14 protein-coding genes are annotated in these 20,866 nt (G+C 61.5%); 4 read left to right on the top strand and 10 right to left on the bottom strand.

Features of this window, described 5'->3' with window-relative positions; all coding sequences use genetic code 11:
- Window positions 1-8: 8 nt before the first annotated feature.
- Window positions 9-1,022: a BMP family protein gene (locus tag AB6N07_RS01195; protein ID WP_370676014.1), complete on the bottom strand. Its 1,014-nt coding sequence runs from the start codon at window positions 1,020-1,022 to the stop codon at window positions 9-11.
- A 59-nt stretch (window positions 1,023-1,081) separates the two neighbouring features.
- The gene (locus tag AB6N07_RS01190; RefSeq protein WP_370676013.1) at window positions 1,082-2,842 is read right to left on the bottom strand and encodes an adenine deaminase C-terminal domain-containing protein; all 1,761 of its coding nucleotides are present in this window, start codon (window positions 2,840-2,842) and stop codon (window positions 1,082-1,084) included.
- A 205-nt stretch (window positions 2,843-3,047) separates the two neighbouring features.
- Here AB6N07_RS01190 and AB6N07_RS01185 point away from each other — a divergent pair, with 205 nt between their 5' ends.
- Both AB6N07_RS01185 and AB6N07_RS01180 read left to right on the top strand, forming a co-directional pair.
- On the top strand, window positions 3,048-3,842 hold the full coding sequence (locus AB6N07_RS01185; RefSeq protein ID WP_370676012.1) for a helix-turn-helix domain-containing protein: 795 nt from the start codon (window positions 3,048-3,050) through the stop codon (window positions 3,840-3,842).
- Between the two features lie 315 nt (window positions 3,843-4,157).
- Window positions 4,158-6,071 carry a putative bifunctional diguanylate cyclase/phosphodiesterase gene (locus AB6N07_RS01180; RefSeq protein ID WP_370676011.1) on the top strand — a complete coding sequence of 638 codons (1,914 nt, stop codon included), beginning with the start codon at window positions 4,158-4,160 and terminating at the stop codon, window positions 6,069-6,071.
- 73 nt (window positions 6,072-6,144) lie between these two features.
- On the opposite strand, the gene AB6N07_RS01175 is transcribed toward AB6N07_RS01180, so the two are convergent.
- The 8 genes from AB6N07_RS01175 to aspA form a co-directional block, all read right to left on the bottom strand.
- Window positions 6,145-7,122, bottom strand: a complete 978-nt coding sequence (locus AB6N07_RS01175) for an ABC transporter permease (protein ID WP_370678166.1) — start codon at window positions 7,120-7,122, stop codon at window positions 6,145-6,147.
- A 28-nt stretch (window positions 7,123-7,150) separates the two neighbouring features.
- Window positions 7,151-8,719, bottom strand: coding sequence for a sugar ABC transporter ATP-binding protein (locus AB6N07_RS01170; RefSeq protein ID WP_370676010.1), 1,569 nt, complete (start codon window positions 8,717-8,719; stop codon window positions 7,151-7,153).
- Window positions 8,720-8,815: 96 nt separating this feature from the next.
- The gene (locus AB6N07_RS01165; RefSeq protein ID WP_370676009.1) at window positions 8,816-9,796 is read right to left on the bottom strand and encodes a sugar ABC transporter substrate-binding protein; all 981 of its coding nucleotides are present in this window, start codon (window positions 9,794-9,796) and stop codon (window positions 8,816-8,818) included.
- A 193-nt stretch (window positions 9,797-9,989) separates the two neighbouring features.
- The gene (locus AB6N07_RS01160; RefSeq protein ID WP_370676008.1) at window positions 9,990-10,991 is read right to left on the bottom strand and encodes a LacI family DNA-binding transcriptional regulator; all 1,002 of its coding nucleotides are present in this window, start codon (window positions 10,989-10,991) and stop codon (window positions 9,990-9,992) included.
- 84 nt (window positions 10,992-11,075) lie between these two features.
- On the bottom strand, window positions 11,076-12,407 hold the full coding sequence (locus AB6N07_RS01155) for a sigma-54-dependent transcriptional regulator (protein WP_370676007.1): 1,332 nt from the start codon (window positions 12,405-12,407) through the stop codon (window positions 11,076-11,078).
- Window positions 12,400-14,214: an ATP-binding protein gene (locus AB6N07_RS01150; protein WP_370676006.1), complete on the bottom strand. Its 1,815-nt coding sequence runs from the start codon at window positions 14,212-14,214 to the stop codon at window positions 12,400-12,402. The genes AB6N07_RS01155 and AB6N07_RS01150 overlap by 8 nt, the downstream gene beginning before the upstream one ends.
- A 177-nt stretch (window positions 14,215-14,391) precedes the next feature.
- A complete protein-coding gene (locus tag AB6N07_RS01145) occupies window positions 14,392-15,699 on the bottom strand; it encodes a dicarboxylate/amino acid:cation symporter (RefSeq protein ID WP_370676005.1) in 1,308 nt (435 codons plus the stop codon).
- Between the two features lie 29 nt (window positions 15,700-15,728).
- Complete coding sequence (gene aspA / locus AB6N07_RS01140) at window positions 15,729-17,162, bottom strand: aspartate ammonia-lyase (protein WP_370676004.1); 1,434 nt, start codon at window positions 17,160-17,162, stop codon at window positions 15,729-15,731.
- A gap of 465 nt (window positions 17,163-17,627) precedes the next feature.
- Here aspA and AB6N07_RS01135 point away from each other — a divergent pair, with 465 nt between their 5' ends.
- Complete coding sequence (locus tag AB6N07_RS01135) at window positions 17,628-19,244, top strand: fumarate hydratase (RefSeq protein WP_370676003.1); 1,617 nt, start codon at window positions 17,628-17,630, stop codon at window positions 19,242-19,244.
- A 456-nt stretch (window positions 19,245-19,700) separates the two neighbouring features.
- Window positions 19,701-20,792 (top strand): type II asparaginase, encoded by a 1,092-nt coding sequence (locus AB6N07_RS01130; protein ID WP_370676002.1) that lies wholly within the window; start codon window positions 19,701-19,703, stop codon window positions 20,790-20,792.
- Window positions 20,793-20,866 lie beyond the last annotated feature (74 nt).

The following is a 20,866-nucleotide window of genomic DNA, read 5'->3' as shown; positions in this document are numbered from 1 at the left end:
TTCCCGCGTCAGTCCGAAGTGGGAACCGCGAGGTCGACGGGGATAACCAGCTCCTTGGAGTTGATCTTGGCCTCGAGCCCCTTCACTTCAGTTTTCACTTCGGCCGGGATCTTGTCATCATAGGCGTGGTAGCCGGAAAGGCTGCTGCCGCCTTCGGCCTGCGAGAACCAGCGCTCCTTGACGTTGCCCTCATAGGGCTTGCCGTTGGCGGCATGATCGTACCAGGCGTCGATCACCCATTTGAGGTCGGGTTCCCAGGAGATCAGCGAGGAGGCGACCACCGAGGCCGGCGCCCGTTCGCCCTGGTCGACATAGTTGCCGAAGCACTTGATGTTGGCCTTCTCGCAGGTCTCGAAACTGCCAGCGAGCTGGAAGATCAGGTCGGCACCGGCCGAGATCTGCGCGTTGGTGAACTGCTCAGCCTTGGCCGGATCGTACCAGCTCTCGATGAAGGCCACCTTCCGCTTGACGTCGGGATTGACCGACTTGGCGCCGGCGAAGAAGGAGTTGATCTGATCGTTGACGTCCTCGGAGGGAAACTGCCCGACCACGCCGACGGTATCCGACTTGGTCAGCCGGCCGGCCAGCACACCGAGCAGGTACGACGGTTCGTGCACCCGCTTGTAGTCATAATAGACGTTGCCACCGAGTCCCTCGTTGCCCGAGCCGACCACCACGAACAGCACGTCCGGATATTTGTCCTTCAGCGCCTTCACCTGATCGGAATAGGAGCTATGCGCCCAGATCACCTGGTACTTGCCCGACTTGGCGAGCAGTTCCATGGCGTCCTTGGCCTTCTCGCCCTCGACGCCGTCAACGTGTTTGGTCGTAATCTTGAGGCCGTGCGGGGCCTCCTTGGTAACAGTATCGATGTCGCGCAGCAGCGTGGCGTCCCAGTCGGCTTCGGGGCCGGTGGCGAGGATCATGCCGATGCCGAGCTTGGTCGGCGCTCCGGCCTGCGCGGCTCCGCTGATAAGACTCAGTGAGGCGAGGGCAGCCGCCCCCAGGAAGGCGAGTTTCATGGTTCCGTTCCCCTTTTTTGCCGTCCCGGACTTGGTACCGGCACCCACGGCGGTTCCGCTCAGATGTTTTCAAGTATCGGGTCGAACACCTTGAGGCCGACGCAATCAATGGCGCCGATATCGGTAATCGCATATTCGGGAATGGCGGTGATCGACAGCACGAACATGTTCATGAACGGCCATTCGAGCGTGCAGCCGGCAGCGCGGGCCGCCGCGTCAAGCGCGTCTTCCTTCACCGCCATCTCCTCGGGATCGATGTCCGAGACGATGCCGCCGATCGGCAGCTCCAGGCCCACCGTCACCTTGCCATCCTCGACAAAGGCCTGACCGCCGCCCTTCTCGATGATCCAGTTGATGGCCACCGCCATGTCGGCGGCGTTGGTGCCGATGCAGACGATGTTGTTGTCATCGGGCGCCGTCGAGGTCGCCATGGCGCCGCGCTTGAGGCCGAACCCCGATACGAAGGCAACCGGCCTGTTGGTGGTCTTGCCGTAGCGCTCGACCACCGTGACGTAGAGAACATCTTGGGCGACATCCGGCGCGACGATCCCGCCGCTGACCTTCAGCACCGCGTCGCGCCGGTTGCGCACGAAGGGCACGTCGAGCGACATGTTCATGGCCAGCACCTTGACGGCACCGGCGTCGGACCGAACCTCGAGATCGGCGGCCGACACCGGCTTGGCCTTGATGGTATCGGTCAGGAAAGCCGGGCGAAGCGGTGGGACGAGCGTCTTCACCATCTTGCCGCCGCGCGCCACCAGCTCGCCCTTGGCGATCACCTCTTTGACATGGAAGCTTTCGGGGCTGTCGACGATGAGAATGTCGGCTTGGCGCCCCGGCGCGATCAGGCCGACCTTATGGTCGATGCGATAGGCGACGGCCGAATTGATGGTTGCCATCTGGATCGCTTCGATCGGCGGCACGCCTTCGGCGATCGCCATGCGAACCATATTGTCGACGTGGCCGCGCTTCAGAACGTCGGTGGCCACCACATCGTCGGTGCAGAAGCTGACGCGATGGGACGCTTTGGGCGCCAGCTTGGTCGCGACCTGAATGTTCTCCTTGAGGAAATGGCTGATCGAGCTCTCGCGAATGACCACGAACATGCCGTTGCGCAGCTTCTCCAGCGTTTCCTCGACGGTGTAGCTTTCGTGATCGAGCCGAATGCCGGCGCTGGCATAAGCAGCCAGCTTGTGGCCGCGGCACATCGGCGCGCAGCCGAAGACCGGCAGCTTGTTCTTCTGCGCGATTTCCAGGGCTTCGAGGACGTCGGCGTCCTCTTCCTGGATGAATTCGCGCACCGTTTCCCAAACACCAACGCACTCCGGCCACTCTTGAGCGACGCGGTGGTCGGCCGGGCTGAAATAATGGCCGACGGTGGAGCGTGGCATGGTGTAGGGCGTCTTGCAGGGGGCACCCCAGTGAATGGTCAGCGGGCTGGCGTTGGCCTCATCGAGAAAATGCCGCGATCCTTCAAGGCCGGCAACCACCAGAATCTGGTCGAGGCCCGAGACGATCGAGGTTGTGCCCAAGGGAACCACCAGCTTGGCAAAGCTGGTGACCGATAGCTTGGAACACTCGACGTGGAGATGGCCGTCGATAAGACCGGGGGCAAGATAGCGTCCGCTGGCATCGTGGATGACTGTATTGGGCCCAATACAATGGCTGACATCACCGATTGCGACGATATGCCCGTCCTTAATGGCGACGTCGGCCGGATAGATCTCGGCCGAGGCAACGTTGATAAGCTTGCCGTTGGCAATCACCAAGTCCGACTTAACGCTGCCATGCCCGGCACGGATCAGTTGCTTGAGGCTCACGCTGCCCTCCCGATTTTCTTGCAGAATGCCGCAAGAGAGGCACGCGGCTCAAGGCAGCAAACTTGTCTTCAAAGTGAATACTTGTCCCAAATGAACCATGCTGATTGAGTGGGCAGGCGTAGGGGACGGAAATTGCCTAATTTTTGGCTGATTTTGGCTTTTCTGGATTGCTTCAGCATGGCCTAGCCTAACAAAGGTATCTGGAATGAAATTATTCCCTGATGAACTCAGGTTTGTTTTCGGCCAGAGCCGCTATATGGATCGGGAGCGATTTGGCCCGCTACACGGCAGCCAGATCGAGATGGTCCACCTTCGCACGGGACAAGTCGAGGTCATTGCCGATGGCGTATCCCACGACATCGTTGCGCCGGCCATCTTTTTCGTCGCCGTTGGGCGACAGCTCGAATACCGCTATGGGGGCGATGATATCTGCGACGTGTTCTGGTGTCAGTGCCTAGGACCGTCGATTGGTGAGGCGCTGGTCCAGCGCCTGAGCGTCCACAATGGCGTGATAGCGGTGTCAGAGGCGGCTTCGACGCTGTTTCGGCTCGGTGCCGAGCTGCCACTCCGCGTCAGCGACGGCATGCTTGATTTTGTCGCAAGTCTCGCTGAGACATTGGCGCAGGAGATTGTTGGTCGCCGCGCGGCCGGTGATCGTGCGCCGAAAGGCGAGAGTCGTGTCACCGTGATCGGCCGCTATCTCGAAGACAATCTCGAGCAGGCTCTCGGCATGCGCGAACTCAGCGAAGCCTTTGCCTTGACGCCACAGCACATCAACCGGCTGTTTCGCGCCGCCTATGGCGTCAATGCGCTCGACTATTTGTGGAATCTCCGGGTGCGGCGCGGCGCCTTCATGCTGAGGCACACCGGCATGCCGATCAGCCAGGTCGCCTATCGCAACGGCTTCAAGACGCCGAACCATTTCTCCAGGTTGATCCTGCGACAATACGGCCTGTCCCCCCGCAAGCTGCGCATGCGCGACTGGCTCGGAGAGGGCTGAGGTTGTTTTGAAGTTTGGCTCTGCGGCGACACGGCTTTGATGGTGCGTCTGAAATGTGCCCTCGCATGCGAGCCGGATCCGCTTTCGCGCCGCTCACCAGCCTGTTGGCAATGAGACGGGCTTTCGCGAGCAGAGGCGCCGACGATCGATGGACCATTCGTCGATCAAGAGATCCGACAATAGGACCATTGCGCTACTTGAGAGATGGGCGATGTTTCATCAGCATACGGACCAGCCGTTGAAAGCCTTAAGCGGATGCACGCGATATAAATAGGTACGACCATAGAGTCGCGCAGGCGTGGTGCTTTCTGATCAATGCGCTCGGGAGCGAGGTCTATGAAGTGTCCTCCAATATTGCCGACGGAAGTGGAGAGACTGAAGGCGCTATCAGAATACGGGCTGGCCGATGAACAGCCGCTACCCAGTCTGGACTCCGTGGTTCGGATTGCGGCGCGCATGTTCGGCATGCCTGTCTCTGCCGTGAACATGATCGGCAGCGATCATGTGTTCTTCGCTGCGAGTACCGGTATTGGCGAAGTCGACATGAGCCGTGACGCGTCGTTTTGTGCGCACGCCATCGCTCAGGACGATGTGATGGTCATTCCGGATGCAGCCGTCGACGAGCGGTTCCACGATAACCCGCTGGTAACAGGCTCGGCCGGGCTCCGGTTCTATGCCGGCGTTCCGCTTCTCTCTCCCAATGGCTTGGCGCTCGGCGCCCTCTGCGTGATCGATAGCAAGCCACACGCGGATTTCTCTCCGGAGGATCAGAGCCGCCTTCGCGAGCTGGCAAATATGGCTTCCGACAGGCTTGAGTTGCGTCGCATCGAGGTATCTGCCGAACATGCCGTCCGGTTGGGTACGCCTGGGTACGCCGCGGCCTATCAAGGCGATGCCAAGGAGCTTTACAAGCTAGCCAACTTCGACATTCTCACCGGCCTTGCCAATCGCGGCAGGTTCTTCCGGCAGGTGGAGGAGGCCCTGACGTGGCCCCTCGACGTCGCAGTCGTGATGATCGATCTCGATGGCTTCAAGGATGTCAACGATACCTTGGGCCACGCGGTTGGCGACCACATTCTCCAGGAAGTCGCTCAGCGGCTTGAGACCTATGTCGGAGATACGGGAACAGCGGCCAGGATCGGTGGAGACGAGTTTGCCTTGTTGCTGAATGAGGTCACCGACCCGCAGCGGGCGTTGGAATTTTCCAACGAGGTGAATGACGCCATCGCCAAGCCGATCATCATTGATGGGCAGGAGATTCGCATCGCGGCAAGTTGCGGTGTCGCGCTGGCCCCTCTTCACACGAACAATCCTGTGGAGCTGCTTGGTAACGCCGATCTTGCCCTGTTCAGAGCGAAGACGAACCGGCGCGGCAGGTCGCTTGTTTTCGAACCATCACTTCGCATGGAGGCCGCGGCGCGGCGCCTCTACGGCATGGAAATCCACAGGGCAGTCAAGGAAGGCGAATTCCTGTTGGTTTATCAGCCGCAAATTCGCTTGAGCGACGGGGCGCTTACCGGCGCGGAAGCCTTGATCCGCTGGCGGCATCCAATACGCGGGCTTCTGGCACCCGCCGCCTTTTTGCCGGCGCTTGAGCGCGGTCCCCTGGCTGCGACCGTCGGGTCATGGGTTCTCGACGAAGCCTGCGCTCAGGCGGCTCTTTGGCGGCGCAATGGCATGAAAGCCTTCCGCATGGGGGTCAACCTGTTCGGCGCGCAGTTCCGAAGTAGTGATTTTGCCAAGGAAGTCATCGACACCCTTGAAAAGCATGGGTTGCCTCCCGGTTCCCTTGAGCTCGAAATCACCGAAAACATCGTACTGGATCACGATGATGTCGTGCTGGAAAAGCTGCGAGACCTCAGGGCCTATGGCGTCGGAATTGCGTTTGACGATTTCGGAACCGGTTATGCGTCGCTCAGCTTGCTGAAGCGCTATCCGCTTACGCGCATCAAGATCGACCGTTCCTTTGTCGATGGCATGCTCACCTCCAAGAAAGACGCCTCGGTGGTTCGGGCTATTTTGGATATGGCGAGAGCCTTTGATCTGGAGACGATCGCCGAGGGCATCGAAAGGGAGCCGGAGCGCGACAGTCTTTTGCGCCAAGGGTGCAACGAAGGTCAGGGTTACCTTTTAGGAAAGCCGATGTTGTCGTCCTACTTTGCCGAGGCCTTCAATATCGTTCCGCCTCCCTTGGTGGGGTCCATGAGACAGGCGATTATGACTGGCTGAGCCAATGACGACGTCGCGAGTTGACGGCCAGGGCGTAAACCTGCTCCCATTTCAGACGGGAGCAGGCCACCAGTCAGCGCGCTTCAAGATTACGAAGCAGGCGGTTGCGGTAGGTGTCGAGCACCACGGCGAGCACGATCACCGTGCCGATGACGATCGGTTTGACGTTGTCCTCGGCACCGAGCAGTTGCAGGCCTGTCGCCAGCACTTGAAGAATGCAGGCGCCAACCATCGTGCCGATGATCGAGCCTTTGCCGCCCGATAGCGATGTGCCGCCGATGATCACCGCCGCGATGGCGTTGAGTTCATAGCCGATGCCGGCAATCGGGCTGCCGACGTTGAGGCGCAGCAGGAACACCATGGCGGCAATGCCGGCGGTCAGCCCGCTGATCGTGAATACGGCGATCTTGAAGACGCGCGGATTGTGGCCAGAGAGGCGCACTGCCTCCTCGTTGGTGCCGATGGCAAAGATGAAGCGGCCGAATACGGTGAAGCGCAGGATGAACCAGCCGATCAGGATGACGACGATCGCAATCAGGAAAATCGAGGGCAGGACGCCGAAATAGATCTGGTTGCCGAAGTCGACGAAGGGCTGCGGCAGGCCGGTGATGGTGGAGTTATCGGACACCACGCGGGCGAGGCCGCTCGCCACGTTGAGCATGCCGAGCGTCACGATGAACGACGGCAATTTCCATTTCTCGCAGACCCAGCCGTTGATGGCGCCGCAGGCCGCGCCTGTGGCCATGCAGGCAAGGAGTGCCAACGGGATCGACGCCCAGGGCGACAGGTCCTCGCGAACCATGATGGTGGCGCCCACCACCGTGCACAGCGCCAATACCGAGCCGACCGACAGGTCGATGCCGCCGGTCAGGATGACGAAGGTCATGCCGGCTGCCAGCACGGTGTTGATGGCAATTTGCACGAAGATCTTCAGGAAGTTCTCAGGCGTCGCGAAATAGGGCGCGGTCGCCGAGAAAAACACAACAATGATCACCAGCGCTATGGCAACGCCCGCCTCGCGCATCGAGATGCGCAGGAAGTTGTCCCACATGGTAGCCGTCTTGCGCTCGCCGGCGCTTTCAGTTCCCTCGGGCACGTCCATACTCCTCATAGGCAAGCGAGAGAATGCGGTTCTGGTCGAACTCGGCGCGCGGCACCTCGCCGGCGATGCGCCCATTGGAGAAGACCAGGATGCGATGGCAGATGGACATCAGCTCCGGCAGATCAGAGGACACCACGAGGATGCCCTTGCCGTCGGCGGCGAGACGCCCCATCAATTCGTAGATTTCGGCCTTGGCGCCCACGTCGATACCGCGCGTCGGCTCGTCGCAGATCAGCGCGCTTGAGCCACGATAGAGCCATTTGGCAATCACCACCTTCTGCTGGTTGCCGCCCGAGAAAGTGCCGACCTTGTGGAAGATGGTCGGTGTCTTGACGCGTAAGCTCGCAACCAGCTTTTCGGAGGCAACGTTCTCGGCGGCGCGGTCGAGCAGCCCCCGGCGCGACAAGCGCTTCAGATCGGTAATGGTAATGTTCTCGGCGCAGCTCATATCGAGCAGCAGGCCCTGCTGCTTGCGATCCTCGGTCATCAGGCAGATGCCGGCGGCGACGGCGTCCTTTGGCGAGGCGATGGTGACGGGGCGGCCTCCGACGCGAATGGTGCCGGCTGCCTTGGGGTCGGCACCGAAGATGGCGCGCACCGCCTCGGTCCGGCCGCTGCCGACCAGGCCGGCAATGCCGACGATTTCGCCCTTGCGCACTGAAAAGCTGATCGGCGGGCTCGTCTCGGTCAAACGAAGGTTGTCGACGGCAAGCGCTTCGCCCGAGGGCTGGATGTCCTCGCGGAACACGCCTTGATCCTCAACGGTACGGCCAACCATCAGACGCACGATGTCGGGGATACCGAGGCCTTGAAGCGGACGTGTCGTCACGTGCTGGCCGTCACGCAGCACGGTGACACGGTCGCCTACCTCGTAAATCTCTTGCAGACGGTGCGAAATGTAGAGCGTGGTGACCTTGCGTTTCTTGAGGCGATGCAGGATCTCGAACAGGCGGTCGACCTCCTTGGAGGTCAGTGTCGCCGTCGGCTCGTCCAGCACCAGCAACTTGCTTTCGTGGGCGAGCGCCTTGGCGATCTCCACCAGTTGCATCTGCGCGACGCCAAGCCGGCTCACCACCGTCGAAGGCGAAATGTCGAGGCCAACTTCTGCCAGAAGTTCGGCGGCACGCCGGTTCATTTCGCGGAAATTGACCAGACCGCGCCGGCTCGGCAGTTGCTCGAACAGCAGGTTTTCGGCCACAGTCAAGTTGGAGAGGAGATTGAGTTCCTGGTGAACGACGCGGATGCCTTTGGAAAACGCTTCGAGCGGCGAGGCCGGACGATAGGGCGCGCCGTTGAACCAGATACTTCCTTCATCAGGCGGGAAGAGACCGCCGAGCAGATTAATGAGCGTCGATTTGCCGGCGCCGTTTTCGCCGAGCAGCACGTGGCCCTCGCCGCGCTCTATCTCAAACGTGACGTTGCGCAAGGCGACCACGCCCGGAAAGCGCTTACCGACGCCCTGAAGCCTCAGGATCGGTCCGGCCTCATCGGTCTGATCGCGCTGCGCAATTGCGACCGGCGCCGTTTCCTTGAAGTCTGTGGTCATGGGAGAAGGTACCCTGAATGCTGTGGCGCGGCAGGGGCAGAGGATCCGGCACAGGTTACCCCGTGCCGGATCTGAGGATGAAGCAACGTCGACCGATCAGAGATCGGCGGCGGTGATCAGCTTGATGTCGGTCTTCACCCAGCCGGTGAACGTCTCGCCGGCCATTTCGCGCAGACCATAGTCGACGCCCATAGCGGCCATCTTGGCGCCATACTGCTCGACAGTGGCCAGCATCTTGCCGCCCTTGATCAGCGGTTGCACGGCCGGGATGTTGTCGAAGCCGACCACCAGGATCTTTCCGGCGAGACCGGCGGCGTCCAGCGCCTTGACGACGCCAAGCGCCATGGAGTCGTTAGCGGCCATCACGCCCTGGATGTCCTGATGCTGGGTGAGGAAGTTGGTCATCAGCGTGTTGGCCTCCTCGGTTTCCCAATGGGCTGTCTTGCTGTCGAGCAGGTTGAGCTTGCCCTCGCCGATCGAATCCATGAAGCCAGCCTTGCGCTGCTGGGCGTTGTCAGCTTCCGGGTTGCCCTCGAGGATGACCACCTTGCCGCCAGCACCCAGCGCTTTGGCCAGCGCATCGCCGGCGAGCTTGGCGCCGCCGCGATTGTCCGGACCGAAGAAGGCCAGATCGATGCCCGCGCTTTTCTTTGCACCGGCGTCGAGTTCCACGTCGATGTTGATGACCTTGACGCCGGCTTTCAGTGCCTTGGCGAGCGGGGTGACCATGGCCTTGGAATCGGCCGGAGCAACGACGATGATGTCATACTTCTGCGTGACGAAATTCTCGACCGCGTCGACCTGGGCGGCGAAATCACGCTCGTCCTTCATGCCAACGGCTTTGAAGTCGAACTTGTCTTTGTTTTCCGCCGCGTATTTTTCGGCGCCGGCCTGCATCTGCTTGAAGAACTCGTTGGCAAGCGACTTCATGACCAGGCCGACCTTGGGCTTCTTACCCGCGGCCAGCACAGGAAGGCCACCCGAAACCAGGACCAGCGAACCGGCGGCGCCAGCCAACAGCAATTGGCGACGGCTTACGCCAGATAGAGTCCGCCCGTCCGAAGAAAATGAAGTCATTTTACCCTCCCAAGCGAACGTTTTCGTTGAGCCGGACCCAATGTACCGGCCCGATGAAACGTTTCCAAATGACGCTATCAGTATAGCATAGCGGCATCAAGGCGAGAGACAGCAATACGACCAAAGGACGAGGTGGGGCGAGATAAGCAAGTATTATCAGTGGCTTGTCAGGCCCGCTGGCACGGTTCGCCGCCTAGAGCAGCGGCGCGCAAGTTTCGCGCAGTACCATCGCACAAGGAAAGATGTGACTGGCGGCGCCATCGAGTTGTTTCCCACCGATCAACAGGTCGGTGGCGCAGTTGGCGATCAAGGCAAGAGGTTGGGCGGCCGTTGTCAGGCGTGGCGCCACCAGGTCCGAGATCAGGATGCCATCGAAGCCAACGACCGAAAGCTGGTCCGGTATGGCGAGGCGCCGGTCGAAGGCGGCGCGCAACACGCCGATAGCCTGCTGGTCCGAGCAGGCGAATACCGCCGTCGGCTTCAGGCCTTCCTCGGCGAGTAGCGTTTCTGCCGCTTGACGCCCGCCTTCGTAATCGAAGGGCGCGGAGATGACGCAAGAGGTGGGGTCAAGTCCGATTTCGGTGAAGCGGGCGGCCATGACGTCCATGAAGCCGGCGAGACGCTCGCGGGCGACAAAGGAATTCTCTGGTCCCGATATGCAGGCGATGCGCCGGTGACCGAGCGACACCAGATATTTCGCCGCCATCCTCGCTCCGGCCCTGTGGTCGGCGCCGACAAAGGGGTGACCGGCAATCCTGCGGTCGACAATAACGAGGCGCACGCCATCGGGATTGGCGATCGTCTCGGCGCGATTGCTTGGCACCACGACCACGCCTTCGACCTTGCGGCGTGCAAGGTTGGCGATCAGCTCTGCCTCGCTATCGGCCTGCTCGTCGGAACTGGCGAACAATACGCTATAACCGCTCTCCTTGGCCCTCAGTTCGATGCGCTGCATGAGCTCGGCAAAGAAAGGGTTGCGCAGGTCGGGGATGATCACGCCGAGCGTGCGGTTGGTGCCTCGCCTCAGGCTTTGCGCGGCGGCGTCCGGCTGGAAGCCCAGTTCGGCGATAACTTGCAGGACGATGCGCTTCTTGGCTTCGGTGACCGATGGATGGCCGTTGACGACCCGCGAAACCGTTCCAACGGACACGCCGGCTTTGCTGGCAACATCACGGATTGTCGTGCGCGGCTTCACGTTGGGCTCGGGGGTTCAATTGCGCCGCTTATGCATAGCCCGGTCACCGGTGATTTCAATGATGTTTTTCGCAAGAGGACCGCGTCAGCGCACCGAGAGTTTGTATTTCTTGATACGGTCGTGCAGCGTGGTCTTGGCCATTTTCAGATCCTCGGCGGCGCGGGACAGGGACATGCCGTTGCGGCGGAGCGCTTCGGAAATCAGCCGCCGCTCGAACACCTCCAGCGTTTCCGTCAGCGACCTGCGGTTTTCGCCGTCCGGATCGTCGAGTGGGAAGCCTTCGACGTCGCCGAGCACCCAGCGATCAGCGGCGTTCTTCAGTTCGCGCACATTGCCTGGCCATTGGTAGGCCATCAGCGCCTGCAGCTTCTCGCTGTCGACGCGAGGGACTGGCCGTCCGTAGCGTGCCGCTGCCTGATGGGCGAAATGCTCGAAGAGCAGGCCGATATCGTCGCGCCGTTCGCGCAATGGCGGCAGGCGTAGGGTTGCAACATTGAGGCGGTAGTAGAGGTCGGGGCGGAAGCGCCCCTGGTCGGAAAGCTCGCGCAGGTCCGCCTTGGCGGCGGCAATCACCCGACAGTTGATCTCTATGATCTGATTGGAGCCCAGTCGTTCGATTGTCCGCTCCTGAAGCACGCGCAGCAGCTTGATCTGCATGGCCATCGGCATGCTCTCGATCTCGTCGAGAAACAGCGTACCGCCATTGGCGTGCTCGATCTTGCCGATGCGCTTCTTGGCGGCACCGGTAAAGGCACCGACCTCGTGGCCGAAGATCTCGCTATCGATCAGGTTCTCCGGCATCCCGCCGCAGTTGAGCGCTACGAAGTTGCCGTTCCGGCGCGGACTGGAATCGTGCAGGCATTGGGCAACAAGTTCCTTGCCCGTTCCAGTTTCGCCGGTGATCAGCACGTCGGCGGAGGCCTGGCCGAGATCAATGATGCGTCGCCGCACCATCTGGATCTGCGGAGACTTGCCGATGATTCGGGTCTCCAGGTTCTGACCATTCTTGAGCTGGTTGCGCAGTTCCCGGACTTCGTGCACCAGACGCCGTTTCTCAAGCGCGCGGCGCGTGACCTCAACGAGATGGATCGAAGAGAACGGCTTCTCGATGAAGTCCTGCGCTCCTTCTTTCATGGCCTGCACGGCAAGCGAGATGTCACCATGCCCGGTCATCAGTACAACCGGAAGGTCGGCATCGAAGGCGCGGATGCGCGCCATCAACGCCATGCCGTCCATGCCGGGCAGGCGAATATCGGAAATCACCACCGCCGGCGCGTTGTCGGCGATGTAGCGCCAGGCATTCTCGGCGCTATCGACGGCATCGGCGACAATCCCCTCCAGCACCAGCGCCTGCTGGCAACCGCGCCTGACATTGGGGTCGTCCTCGACGATCAAGACCTTGAACGTGTCAGGCATCGATGATCTCCGAAGCGGCCGCATACGGCAGGTCGAGCACAAAAAGCGCGCCGCCATGGTCGAGGTTGACGGCCGACAGCGAGCCACCGAAGTCTCTGGCAATACCGGCGGAGATGGCAAGCCCCAGCCCGAGGCCTCCCCCCGAATCCTTGGTCGTGAAGAAGGGTTCGAACAGCCGGGTGCGCACGCTCTCGCTAAATCCTGGTCCGTTGTCGCGCACTTCGATGCGTACCCGATCGCCGTCGCGGCGGGCCGAAAGACTAAGGCGCGGCGCCTCGACCCCATCGACCGCATCGATGGCGTTGGCGAGGACGTTGACCAGGATCTGCTCGAGCCGATTGGGATCGGCGAGGACGGCAAGATCGCCGGAATCGATGTCGATCTCTGGTCGGATGGAGCGCTGTGACAGGCGGCGGTCAAGGAAGAACAGGGCGTTCTCCAGTGAGGGCCGGACCTCGACGGGGCGCGGCGCGCCGGTCGATTTGCGCGCGAACGACTTGAGCTGACTGGTCAGCGTGCCCATGTGGGTCACGAGTTCGGAGATCAGCGTGAGATTGCTCTCCGCCTCTTCAAGAAGACCGCGCTGCATGAATTTCACGGTATTGTCGGACAGCGTGTGCAAAGCGGCGAGCGGCTGGTTGAGCTCGTGGGCAAGGCCCGCCGACATTTGGCCGATGACCGCGAGTTTCCCGGCATGCACCAGTTCGTCCTGCGCCTCCTTTAGCGTACGCGTACGCTCCTCGACCTTGCGCTCCAATTCGTCATGGGCTCGCTGCAAAGCCTCGCGGGCGCGCAACCTTTCCCATAGGCGGACGCGTCGCAGATAGAGGGCGATCACGGCGATGCACAGGATGACGCCGGCGGCCGCGGCGAGCGCGGCATTCAGCCATGCCATGGTGCGCAGGTCGCCGAACGGCGAGAGCACGGTCAGGCGCCAGTCGGTACCTCGGAGCGGCTCCGACTGCGACAGGAACAGGCCGGAGACAGGGAAGGTCTGCGAAGCTTCGATATCAGGTCGGACGAGCTGAACGATCTCGGCCTTGTCAAACTCGACAGCGCCCTGCGACCGCAGGCCGAGCGGCGGCAACGGACGAGCGTTGTAATGCAGGGACTGCGCAAGTTCCCCGCGTCGCTCTTGGGTGAGTGGCACCAGCGTCGTAAACTTCCAGGAGGGGACCGAGGCGAGAATGACGACGCCGTTCTCGTCGGTGACCAGCACCGGCGCTTCGACGGTCGACCAGGACTGCTCGAGCTGCTCGAGACTCACCTTGACGACCGCCACCCCCACCGAGTGGTCGTCGACGAATATCGGCGAGGATAGATAATAACCCGGTTCGCCACGCGTCGTGCCGATGCCGAAGAAGCGCCCCGTCCGCTTGACCATGGCATCATGGAAATACGGCCGGTAGGACAGATCCTCGCCGATGAAGCTGTCCGGTTGGTCCCAATTGCTGGTAGCGATGACGTGTCCGCGCGAATCGAGCACATAGATGGATAGCGAGCCGGCGCGCTTGTTGAGTTCGGCGAGATAGCGGTTGATCCGCTGCGTCAGTTCTTCGCCGCCGTTGACGAGCAGGTCGACGACATCGCGCTCAAGGCCGAGCGTTGCCGGGAAGAAGGCATATTTGTCGATCTCCCGCTCCAGGCTGGTCTCGTAGAGGTCGAGGCGCTGACGCCCGCGTTCCACAAGATGGTCAATGCTCGTGCCCTCGCTGACCTTGAAGCCGACAAAGCTCAGTGCCAGCGCCAGTGCGAGGATGGCGGGCAGCACGAGGGCGAGCGATCGCTGCGCGTGGCGTTGGGTCATGGGCCGCAAGGCCTCCGGCCGGCTCCGTCTGAGCGACGATCTCTGCTTGGCACCCGCCAGCCCGCTTGTCCAGATGCGCCGACGAAGGACCCGCATCGCCTAAAGCGATCCGGCTCGGCGCCGGCGCTTGTCGGCGGAATGCGCCGCCCGCCTTGCGACAGGCGGCGCATCGGTGCGTCAGGCGGCTTCCGGGGCGGTATCCGCCTCGATTTCCACACCGCTGTCCTGCTCGTCGTAGGCATTCTCCCACTTGGCGATGACGGCCGTGGCGATCGAATTGCCGAGCACGTTGGTGGCGGTGCGGCCCATGTCGAGGAACACGTCGATGCCCATGATCAAGAGCACGCCGGCTTCCGGCAGATTGAACATCGGCATCACCGCGGCAACGACGACGAGCGCCGAACGCGGTACGCCGGCGATGCCCTTCGACGACACCATGAGCACCAGAAGCATGGTGATCTGGGTGCCGAGATCCATCGGGATGTTATAGGCCTGCGCCACGAACAGGGCGGCGAAGGTGGTGTAGATCATCGAGCCGTCGAGGTTGAACGAATAGCCGAGCGGTAGCACGAAGCCGATGACGCGCTCGGAAATGCCAAGCCGCCGCAGCGCTTCCATGACGCGCGGATAGGCAGCCTCGCTGGACGCGGTCGAGAACCCGAGGATCATCGGGTCGCGAACGGCGCTGAGCAGCGGGAACACCTTGTTCTTCAGCACCATGTAGGCAAGGCCGATCAGCACCGCCCAAAGGACCAACAGCGCGAAGTAGAAGCCGCCCATGACCTTGCCATAGACCATCAGCACGCCGAGGCCCTGTGTGGTGACGACATTGGCGATGGCCGCGAACACGCCGATCGGGGCAAACAGCATGACGTAGCCGGTTACCTTGAGCATCACCGGCACGGCGCCTTCGATGGTGGTGGCCAGCGTGTCGGCCGCCTTGATGTGGCGAACGTTGCCGAGCGCCAGGCCGAAGAACACCGAGAACACGACGATCTGCAGGATCTCGTTACCCGCCATCGCCTCGAAGATGTTGCGCGGGAAGACGTGGGTCAGGAAGTCCTTGAGGTTCAACGACGACGTCTTGAGGTCGACGGCGGCGTTGACGTCGGGTAGCGGAATGCTGAGGCTACCGCCCGGCTGAAGAACGTTGGCAAGGATGAGGCCGATGGTGAGCGATAGCAGCGAAGCCATCAGGAACCAGCCGATGGCCCGTCCGCCAATACGGCCGACGGTCTTTGCGTCGCCCATGTTGACGAGACCGGACACCAGCGTCGAGAAGATCAGCGGTGCGATGATCATCTTGATGAGGCGCAGGAAGATATCGGTCATCATCGCAAAATAGCTGGCGACCGACTTGGCTTCGTCCGGGGTTGCCGCTGTCTTGTTGCAAATGTAGCCGGCGAGAATGCCGAGGAGCATGGCGACGAGAATGTAAGTCGACTGGCGCGACTTCTTCTGCGGTGTCGTATTGATTGCGTGCATTTGTTTGTACCTTGGGTTCCCGACTTTGTTTATTTTGCAAAGGCTTCAGACTTGGCCTTGAAGAGACGAGGATGGGTCAGAACATCGGGACGGAGCACGTCGGCGAGTTCCTCCTCGCTCATCAGCCCGCGTTCCAGCACCAATTCGGCGACGCCGCGTCCCGTGCGGTGGGCTTCCACCGCGACTTCCGTGGCGTTGGCGTAGCCGATGAACGGGTTGAGAGCGGTGGCGATGCCGATCGAGTCGCGAACGATGGCTTCAAGGCGGTCACGGTTGGCCGTGATGCCATCGACGCATTTGTCGGCGAGGATGGTGCAACCCTGCCTCAAGTGCGTGATCGACTTGAAGAGGCTGTGGGCGATGATCGGCTCGAAGGCGTTGAGCTGCAGCTGGCCGGCTTCGGCGGCAAGCGACACGGTCATGTCGTTGCCGATCACCTCGAAGGCGATCTGGTTGACCACTTCCGGAATCACCGGGTTGACCTTGCCCGGCATGATCGACGAGCCAGCCTGACGGGCCGGCAGGTTGATCTCGCCGAAGCCGGCGCGCGGGCCGGACGACAAGAGACGCAGGTCGTTGCACACCTTTGATAGCTTGACGGCGACGCGCTTCAGCACCCCCGACAGCTGCACGAACGAACCGCAATCCTGCGTCGCCTCGATGAGGTTGGGCGCGGTCACCACGGGAATGCCTGAGACCTCGGCGAGGTGGCGACAGACCAGCGCCGCGTAACCGGGATGGGCGTTGATGCCGGTGCCGATGGCGGTGGCACCGAGGTTGATCTCGCGGATCAACTGAGCAGCCTCCTTGAGCCGATCCTCATCCTCTTCGAGCATCACCGCATAAGTGGCGAACTCCTGGCCGAGCGTCATCGGCACGGCGTCCTGGAGCTGGGTGCGGCCCATCTTCAGAACGTCGCGGAATTCGTCGGCCTTGCGTTGGAACGCCGCCCGAAGATAGGCCATGGCATCGACCAGCCGATAGATTCCGGCGTAGGTCGCCACCTTCAGCGCCGTCGGATAGACGTCATTGGTGGACTGGCTCATGTTGACATGTTCGTTGGGGTGCAGGCGCTTGTACTCGCCGCGCTTGGCTCCCATGATTTCGAGCGCCCGGTTGGCGATCACCTCATTGGCGTTCATGTTGGTCGACGTGCCGGCGCCTCCCTGGATCACGTCAACCACGAACTGTTCGTTGAGCCGGCCATCCCGGATTTCGCGGCAGGCGGCGACGATCGCGTCGGCGATCGGCGGCGGCAGCAGCCCGAGTTCGGCGTTGGCGCGCGCAGCCGCCTGCTTGATCATGGCCAGCGCTTTGACCAGGTCTGGATAATGCGAAATCGGCGTGCCGGTGACGGGGAAGTTTTCGACGGCGCGCAGGGTATGAACCCCGTAGTAGACGCTGTCGGGAACCTCCAGGTCACCCAGCAGATCGTGTTCGATCCTTATTTTATCAGTGGGCATCACTCTCTCCCAGTTTTCAGCCCCCTTAGCCCAGGAGGGCGGAGCTATATCGGCAAGAGGCGTGCCATGCGTGGTGAAAGGGTTGCCTAGATAAGCGTTTGATTTAAAACGATAATTTGTGACGATATTGGAGAGTTGTTCGGAAATCCGAACGATGTGGCCGTATTGTGGCCTTGGGGTTGGTTAGGCAGCGCAGTTACTTGCGACCTGTTCCTATGTGCATATAGATAGATCATTGTAATCAATGACTATTTTATCGACAGGCTGTCGTTCGTTCGGAAATCCGAACGGAGAGATTGGCGCGTTCGACGTCGCGAACGGCGGCAAAAACGTGGCCAGCTTCGATCATCCCATTGGACGAGGCGCTCGGTATTGGCCCCGCTGCGACGTCGCGCTAGAGAGGCCGCCACCTACTTCCCGGCGGTGATATTGCGCCAGCCGATTCCTCAGGTGGAGGATGATCCAATGTCCGATGACAACAGCGGCCTGTTCCCCCTCGCCGAAGACAATGCGCCTTATCGGAGACTGACCGGCGATCTGGTGAGCAGGGCTTCGTTCGAGGGCGAAGCCATCCTGAAGGTCGAGCCTGAGGCACTGCGGCTTCTTGCCGCGACCGCGTTTGACGATATCAACCATCTGCTGCGGCCGGCCCATCTTGCTCAGCTCGCCGGGATCCTCGACGATCCCGAGGCGACCGACAACGATCGCTTCGTCGCCTATGATCTCTTGAAGAACGCCTGCATCTCGGCCGGCGGCGTGCTGCCCATGTGCCAGGATACCGGTACGGCCATCATCTCGGCCAAGAAGGGGCGCCGCGTCTGGACACCCGGCGGCGATCACGCGGCGCTTGGTCAGGGTGTGCGCGATGCCTACGCCACCAAGAACCTGCGCTACTCGCAGCTCGCACCGCTGACCCTGTTCGACGAGGTCAACACGGGTGACAACCTGCCGGCCCAGATCGACATCTACGCCGAGGGGGAGGATGCCTATAAATTCCTATTCGTCGCCAAGGGCGGCGGCTCGGCCAACAAGACCTTCCTTTTCCAGGGCACGCCATCGCTGCTGACCCACGATCGCATGCTGGCGTTCATCAAGGAAAAGATCCTGACGCTCGGGACCGCCGCCTGCCCGCCGTATCATTTGGCTATCGTGATTGGTGGGACATCGGCCGAGATGAACCTCAAGACCGTGAAGCTCGCCTCCACCAAGGCGCTCGACGGACTGCCGACCTCCGGCTCGCCAGCCGGCCACGCCTTCCGCGACCTTGCCTTCGAGGCTGAGGTATTCAAGGCGACGCAGGCGATCGGGGTCGGTGCCCAGTTCGGCGGCAAATATTTCTGTCACGACGTGCGCGTCATTCGCCTGCCGCGCCATGGTGCCTCGTTGCCGATCGGTATCGGCGTTTCCTGCTCGGCCGACCGGCAGGCGCTCGGCAAGATCACCCGTGACGGCGTGTTCCTTGAGGAACTTGAGCGCAACCCGGCTCGCTTCCTGCCCGACATCGACGCACGCAGCCTCGGCGGACCGGTAGTGGAGATCGACCTTAACCAGCCGATGGCCGAGATTCTCAAGGCGCTGTCCCGCCATCCGATCCGCACCCGCCTCAGCCTCAGTGGCCCGATGATCGTTGCAAGGGATCTCGCTCACGCCAGACTGCGCGAACGATTGGAGCGGGGCGAGCCGCTGCCCGACTATTTCAAGAACCATCCGATCTATTATGCCGGTCCGGCCAAGACGCCGCGGAACTATGCCTCCGGTTCGTTCGGGCCCACCACTGCCGGTCGCATGGATTCCTACGTCGATCAGTTCCAGAGTTTTGGCGGTTCGATGGTCATGCTGGCCAAGGGGAACCGTTCGCGTGCGGTGCGCGATGCCTGCGCCCGGCATGGCGGCTTTTACCTCGGTTCGATCGGCGGGCCGGCCGCGCGACTCGCCCTTGACTGCATCAAGAAGGTGGAACTCCTAGAGTTTCCAGAGCTCGGCATGGAGGCAGTCTGGAAGATCGACGTTGTCGATTTCCCGGCCTTCATCGTTATCGACGACAAGGGCAACGATTTCTTCGCCGAACTCAACCTCGGCTGAGCAGTCGCTCGCGGCGCATCCACGCAGGCGCGGGCCATTCGGAAAGCCGAACGCTGTCGGCTTCCAAGCCAATGTCGGCGCTAAACGGCTGTTCCAGTCCCCTAAAACACACCTCATCGACGCCTTTCAGGCGGCGCCCGTCACTGCGCCCGATGGAAATGCGCGTCATTCCGCCGCGATGCATGCCCGGACGGCATAAGCGCCTCGAATTCTCCGCGGGTAGATATCCTGTCGCATCCGGCTTCTCGAACACCCAAAAGCGGTTGTTCGGAGATCCGAACGCCATACAAGTCTCGGTCGTTCAGAAAGAAGCATTATTTCAGGGACTTAGATTGCCTGTGGCACATGATCCGCGCTGGCATATGGCTTGCTCAATCCATTTTGCGTCGGGCTGCCAAGGAGGACGGACCGACGCCGAGAGATCTCGGAATTGATAAAGCATAAGCGGAGGAACGCATGACCAAGATTGAGTTCATGACGAGGTTTGCCGTCGCGCCGGTATTTGCGCTGTCGCTGGCCTGGTCTGGCTATGCCACGGAGGCCGCCGAACCCGGTCACTTGCCGAACATAACGATTCTCGCCACCGGCGGCACCATTGCCGGCACCGGCGCCACCAGCACCACCACGGTCGGCTACACCGCCGCCAAGGTCGGGGTCGAGGCGTTGATCGACGCCGTCCCGGAAATCAAGAAGGTTGCCAACGTCAGGGGAGAGCAGATTTTCCAGATCGCCAGCGAAAGCATGACCAACGACCATTGGCTTAAGCTGGCAAAACGCGTCAACGCTCTGCTGGCCCAGCCGGATATTGACGGCATCGTCATCACGCACGGCACCGATACGCTCGAAGAAACCGCCTATTTTCTCGACCTGACGGTGAAGTCCGAAAAGCCGGTGGTGATGGTTGGCGCCATGCGTCCATCGACGGCAATTTCGGCCGATGGCCCTGTTAACATCTATAATGCCGTCGTGCTGGCCGGCTCCAAGGACGCCGAGGGCAAGGGTGTCATGATCGCCATGAACGACGAGATCAGCGCTGCCCGTGACGTCACCAAGACCAACACATCGCTGACCAGCACGTTCCGCACGCCGGAGCTCGGCGTCATCGGCTACATGCAGAACAACACCCCGCATTTCTATCGGGAGTCCTTGCGCAAGCACACCACCGAGGCCGAGTTCGACGTCGGCAACCTCGAGCAGCTGCCAGCGGTGGACATCGTCTATGGCTATGCCAACGTCAACCCGATCGCCCTCAACGCCTTTGTCGGCGCCGGCGACAAGGGTGTCGTCTACGCGGCTGTCGGCGACGGAAGCTTGGGCGCCAGCATCAAGCCCGACCTCATCGAAGCGCGCAAGAAGGGTGTCGTCGTGGTCCGCTCCTCGCGCGTCGGCAATGGCATTGTGGCGCGTAATGGCGAGGCCAATGACGACGAGCTTGATTTCGTGGTGTCCGACACGCTCAACCCGCAGAAGGCCCGCATCCTTCTCATGCTGGCGCTGACCAAGACCACCGATACCAAGGCGATCCAGACCATGTACTACGAATACTGATCGAGAGGCGCCATTCGGCTATCGAGCGCGCGGATATCGGCGCGAGATGCCTGGACGGGCGTGGAACGGCTTTT

Source organism: Pleomorphomonas sp. PLEO, from assembly GCF_041320595.1.
Taxonomy (GTDB): Bacteria; Pseudomonadota; Alphaproteobacteria; order Rhizobiales; family Pleomorphomonadaceae; genus Pleomorphomonas.
This window is presented reverse-complemented; position numbering and strand designations above follow the sequence as displayed.

Bases quoted from the DNA above. Each gene is read 5' to 3' on its own strand.
- AB6N07_RS01195 (WP_370676014.1), bottom strand. From the start codon at position 1,022: ATGAAACTCGCCTTCCTGGGGGCGGCTGCCCTCGCCTCACTGAGTCTT.
- AB6N07_RS01185 (WP_370676012.1), top strand. From the start codon at position 3,048: ATGAAATTATTCCCTGATGAACTCAGGTTTGTTTTCGGCCAGAGCCGC.
- AB6N07_RS01180 (WP_370676011.1), top strand. From the start codon at position 4,158: ATGCGCTCGGGAGCGAGGTCTATGAAGTGTCCTCCAATATTGCCGACG.
- AB6N07_RS01175 (WP_370678166.1), bottom strand. From the start codon at position 7,122: ATGTGGGACAACTTCCTGCGCATCTCGATGCGCGAGGCGGGCGTTGCC.
- AB6N07_RS01170 (WP_370676010.1), bottom strand. From the start codon at position 8,719: ATGACCACAGACTTCAAGGAAACGGCGCCGGTCGCAATTGCGCAGCGC.
- AB6N07_RS01165 (WP_370676009.1), bottom strand. From the start codon at position 9,796: ATGACTTCATTTTCTTCGGACGGGCGGACTCTATCTGGCGTAAGCCGT.
- AB6N07_RS01155 (WP_370676007.1), bottom strand. From the start codon at position 12,407: ATGCCTGACACGTTCAAGGTCTTGATCGTCGAGGACGACCCCAATGTC.
- AB6N07_RS01150 (WP_370676006.1), bottom strand. From the start codon at position 14,214: ATGACCCAACGCCACGCGCAGCGATCGCTCGCCCTCGTGCTGCCCGCC.
- AB6N07_RS01145 (WP_370676005.1), bottom strand. From the start codon at position 15,699: ATGCACGCAATCAATACGACACCGCAGAAGAAGTCGCGCCAGTCGACT.
- aspA (WP_370676004.1), bottom strand. From the start codon at position 17,162: ATGCCCACTGATAAAATAAGGATCGAACACGATCTGCTGGGTGACCTG.
- AB6N07_RS01135 (WP_370676003.1), top strand. From the start codon at position 17,628: ATGTCCGATGACAACAGCGGCCTGTTCCCCCTCGCCGAAGACAATGCG.
- AB6N07_RS01130 (WP_370676002.1), top strand. From the start codon at position 19,701: ATGACCAAGATTGAGTTCATGACGAGGTTTGCCGTCGCGCCGGTATTT.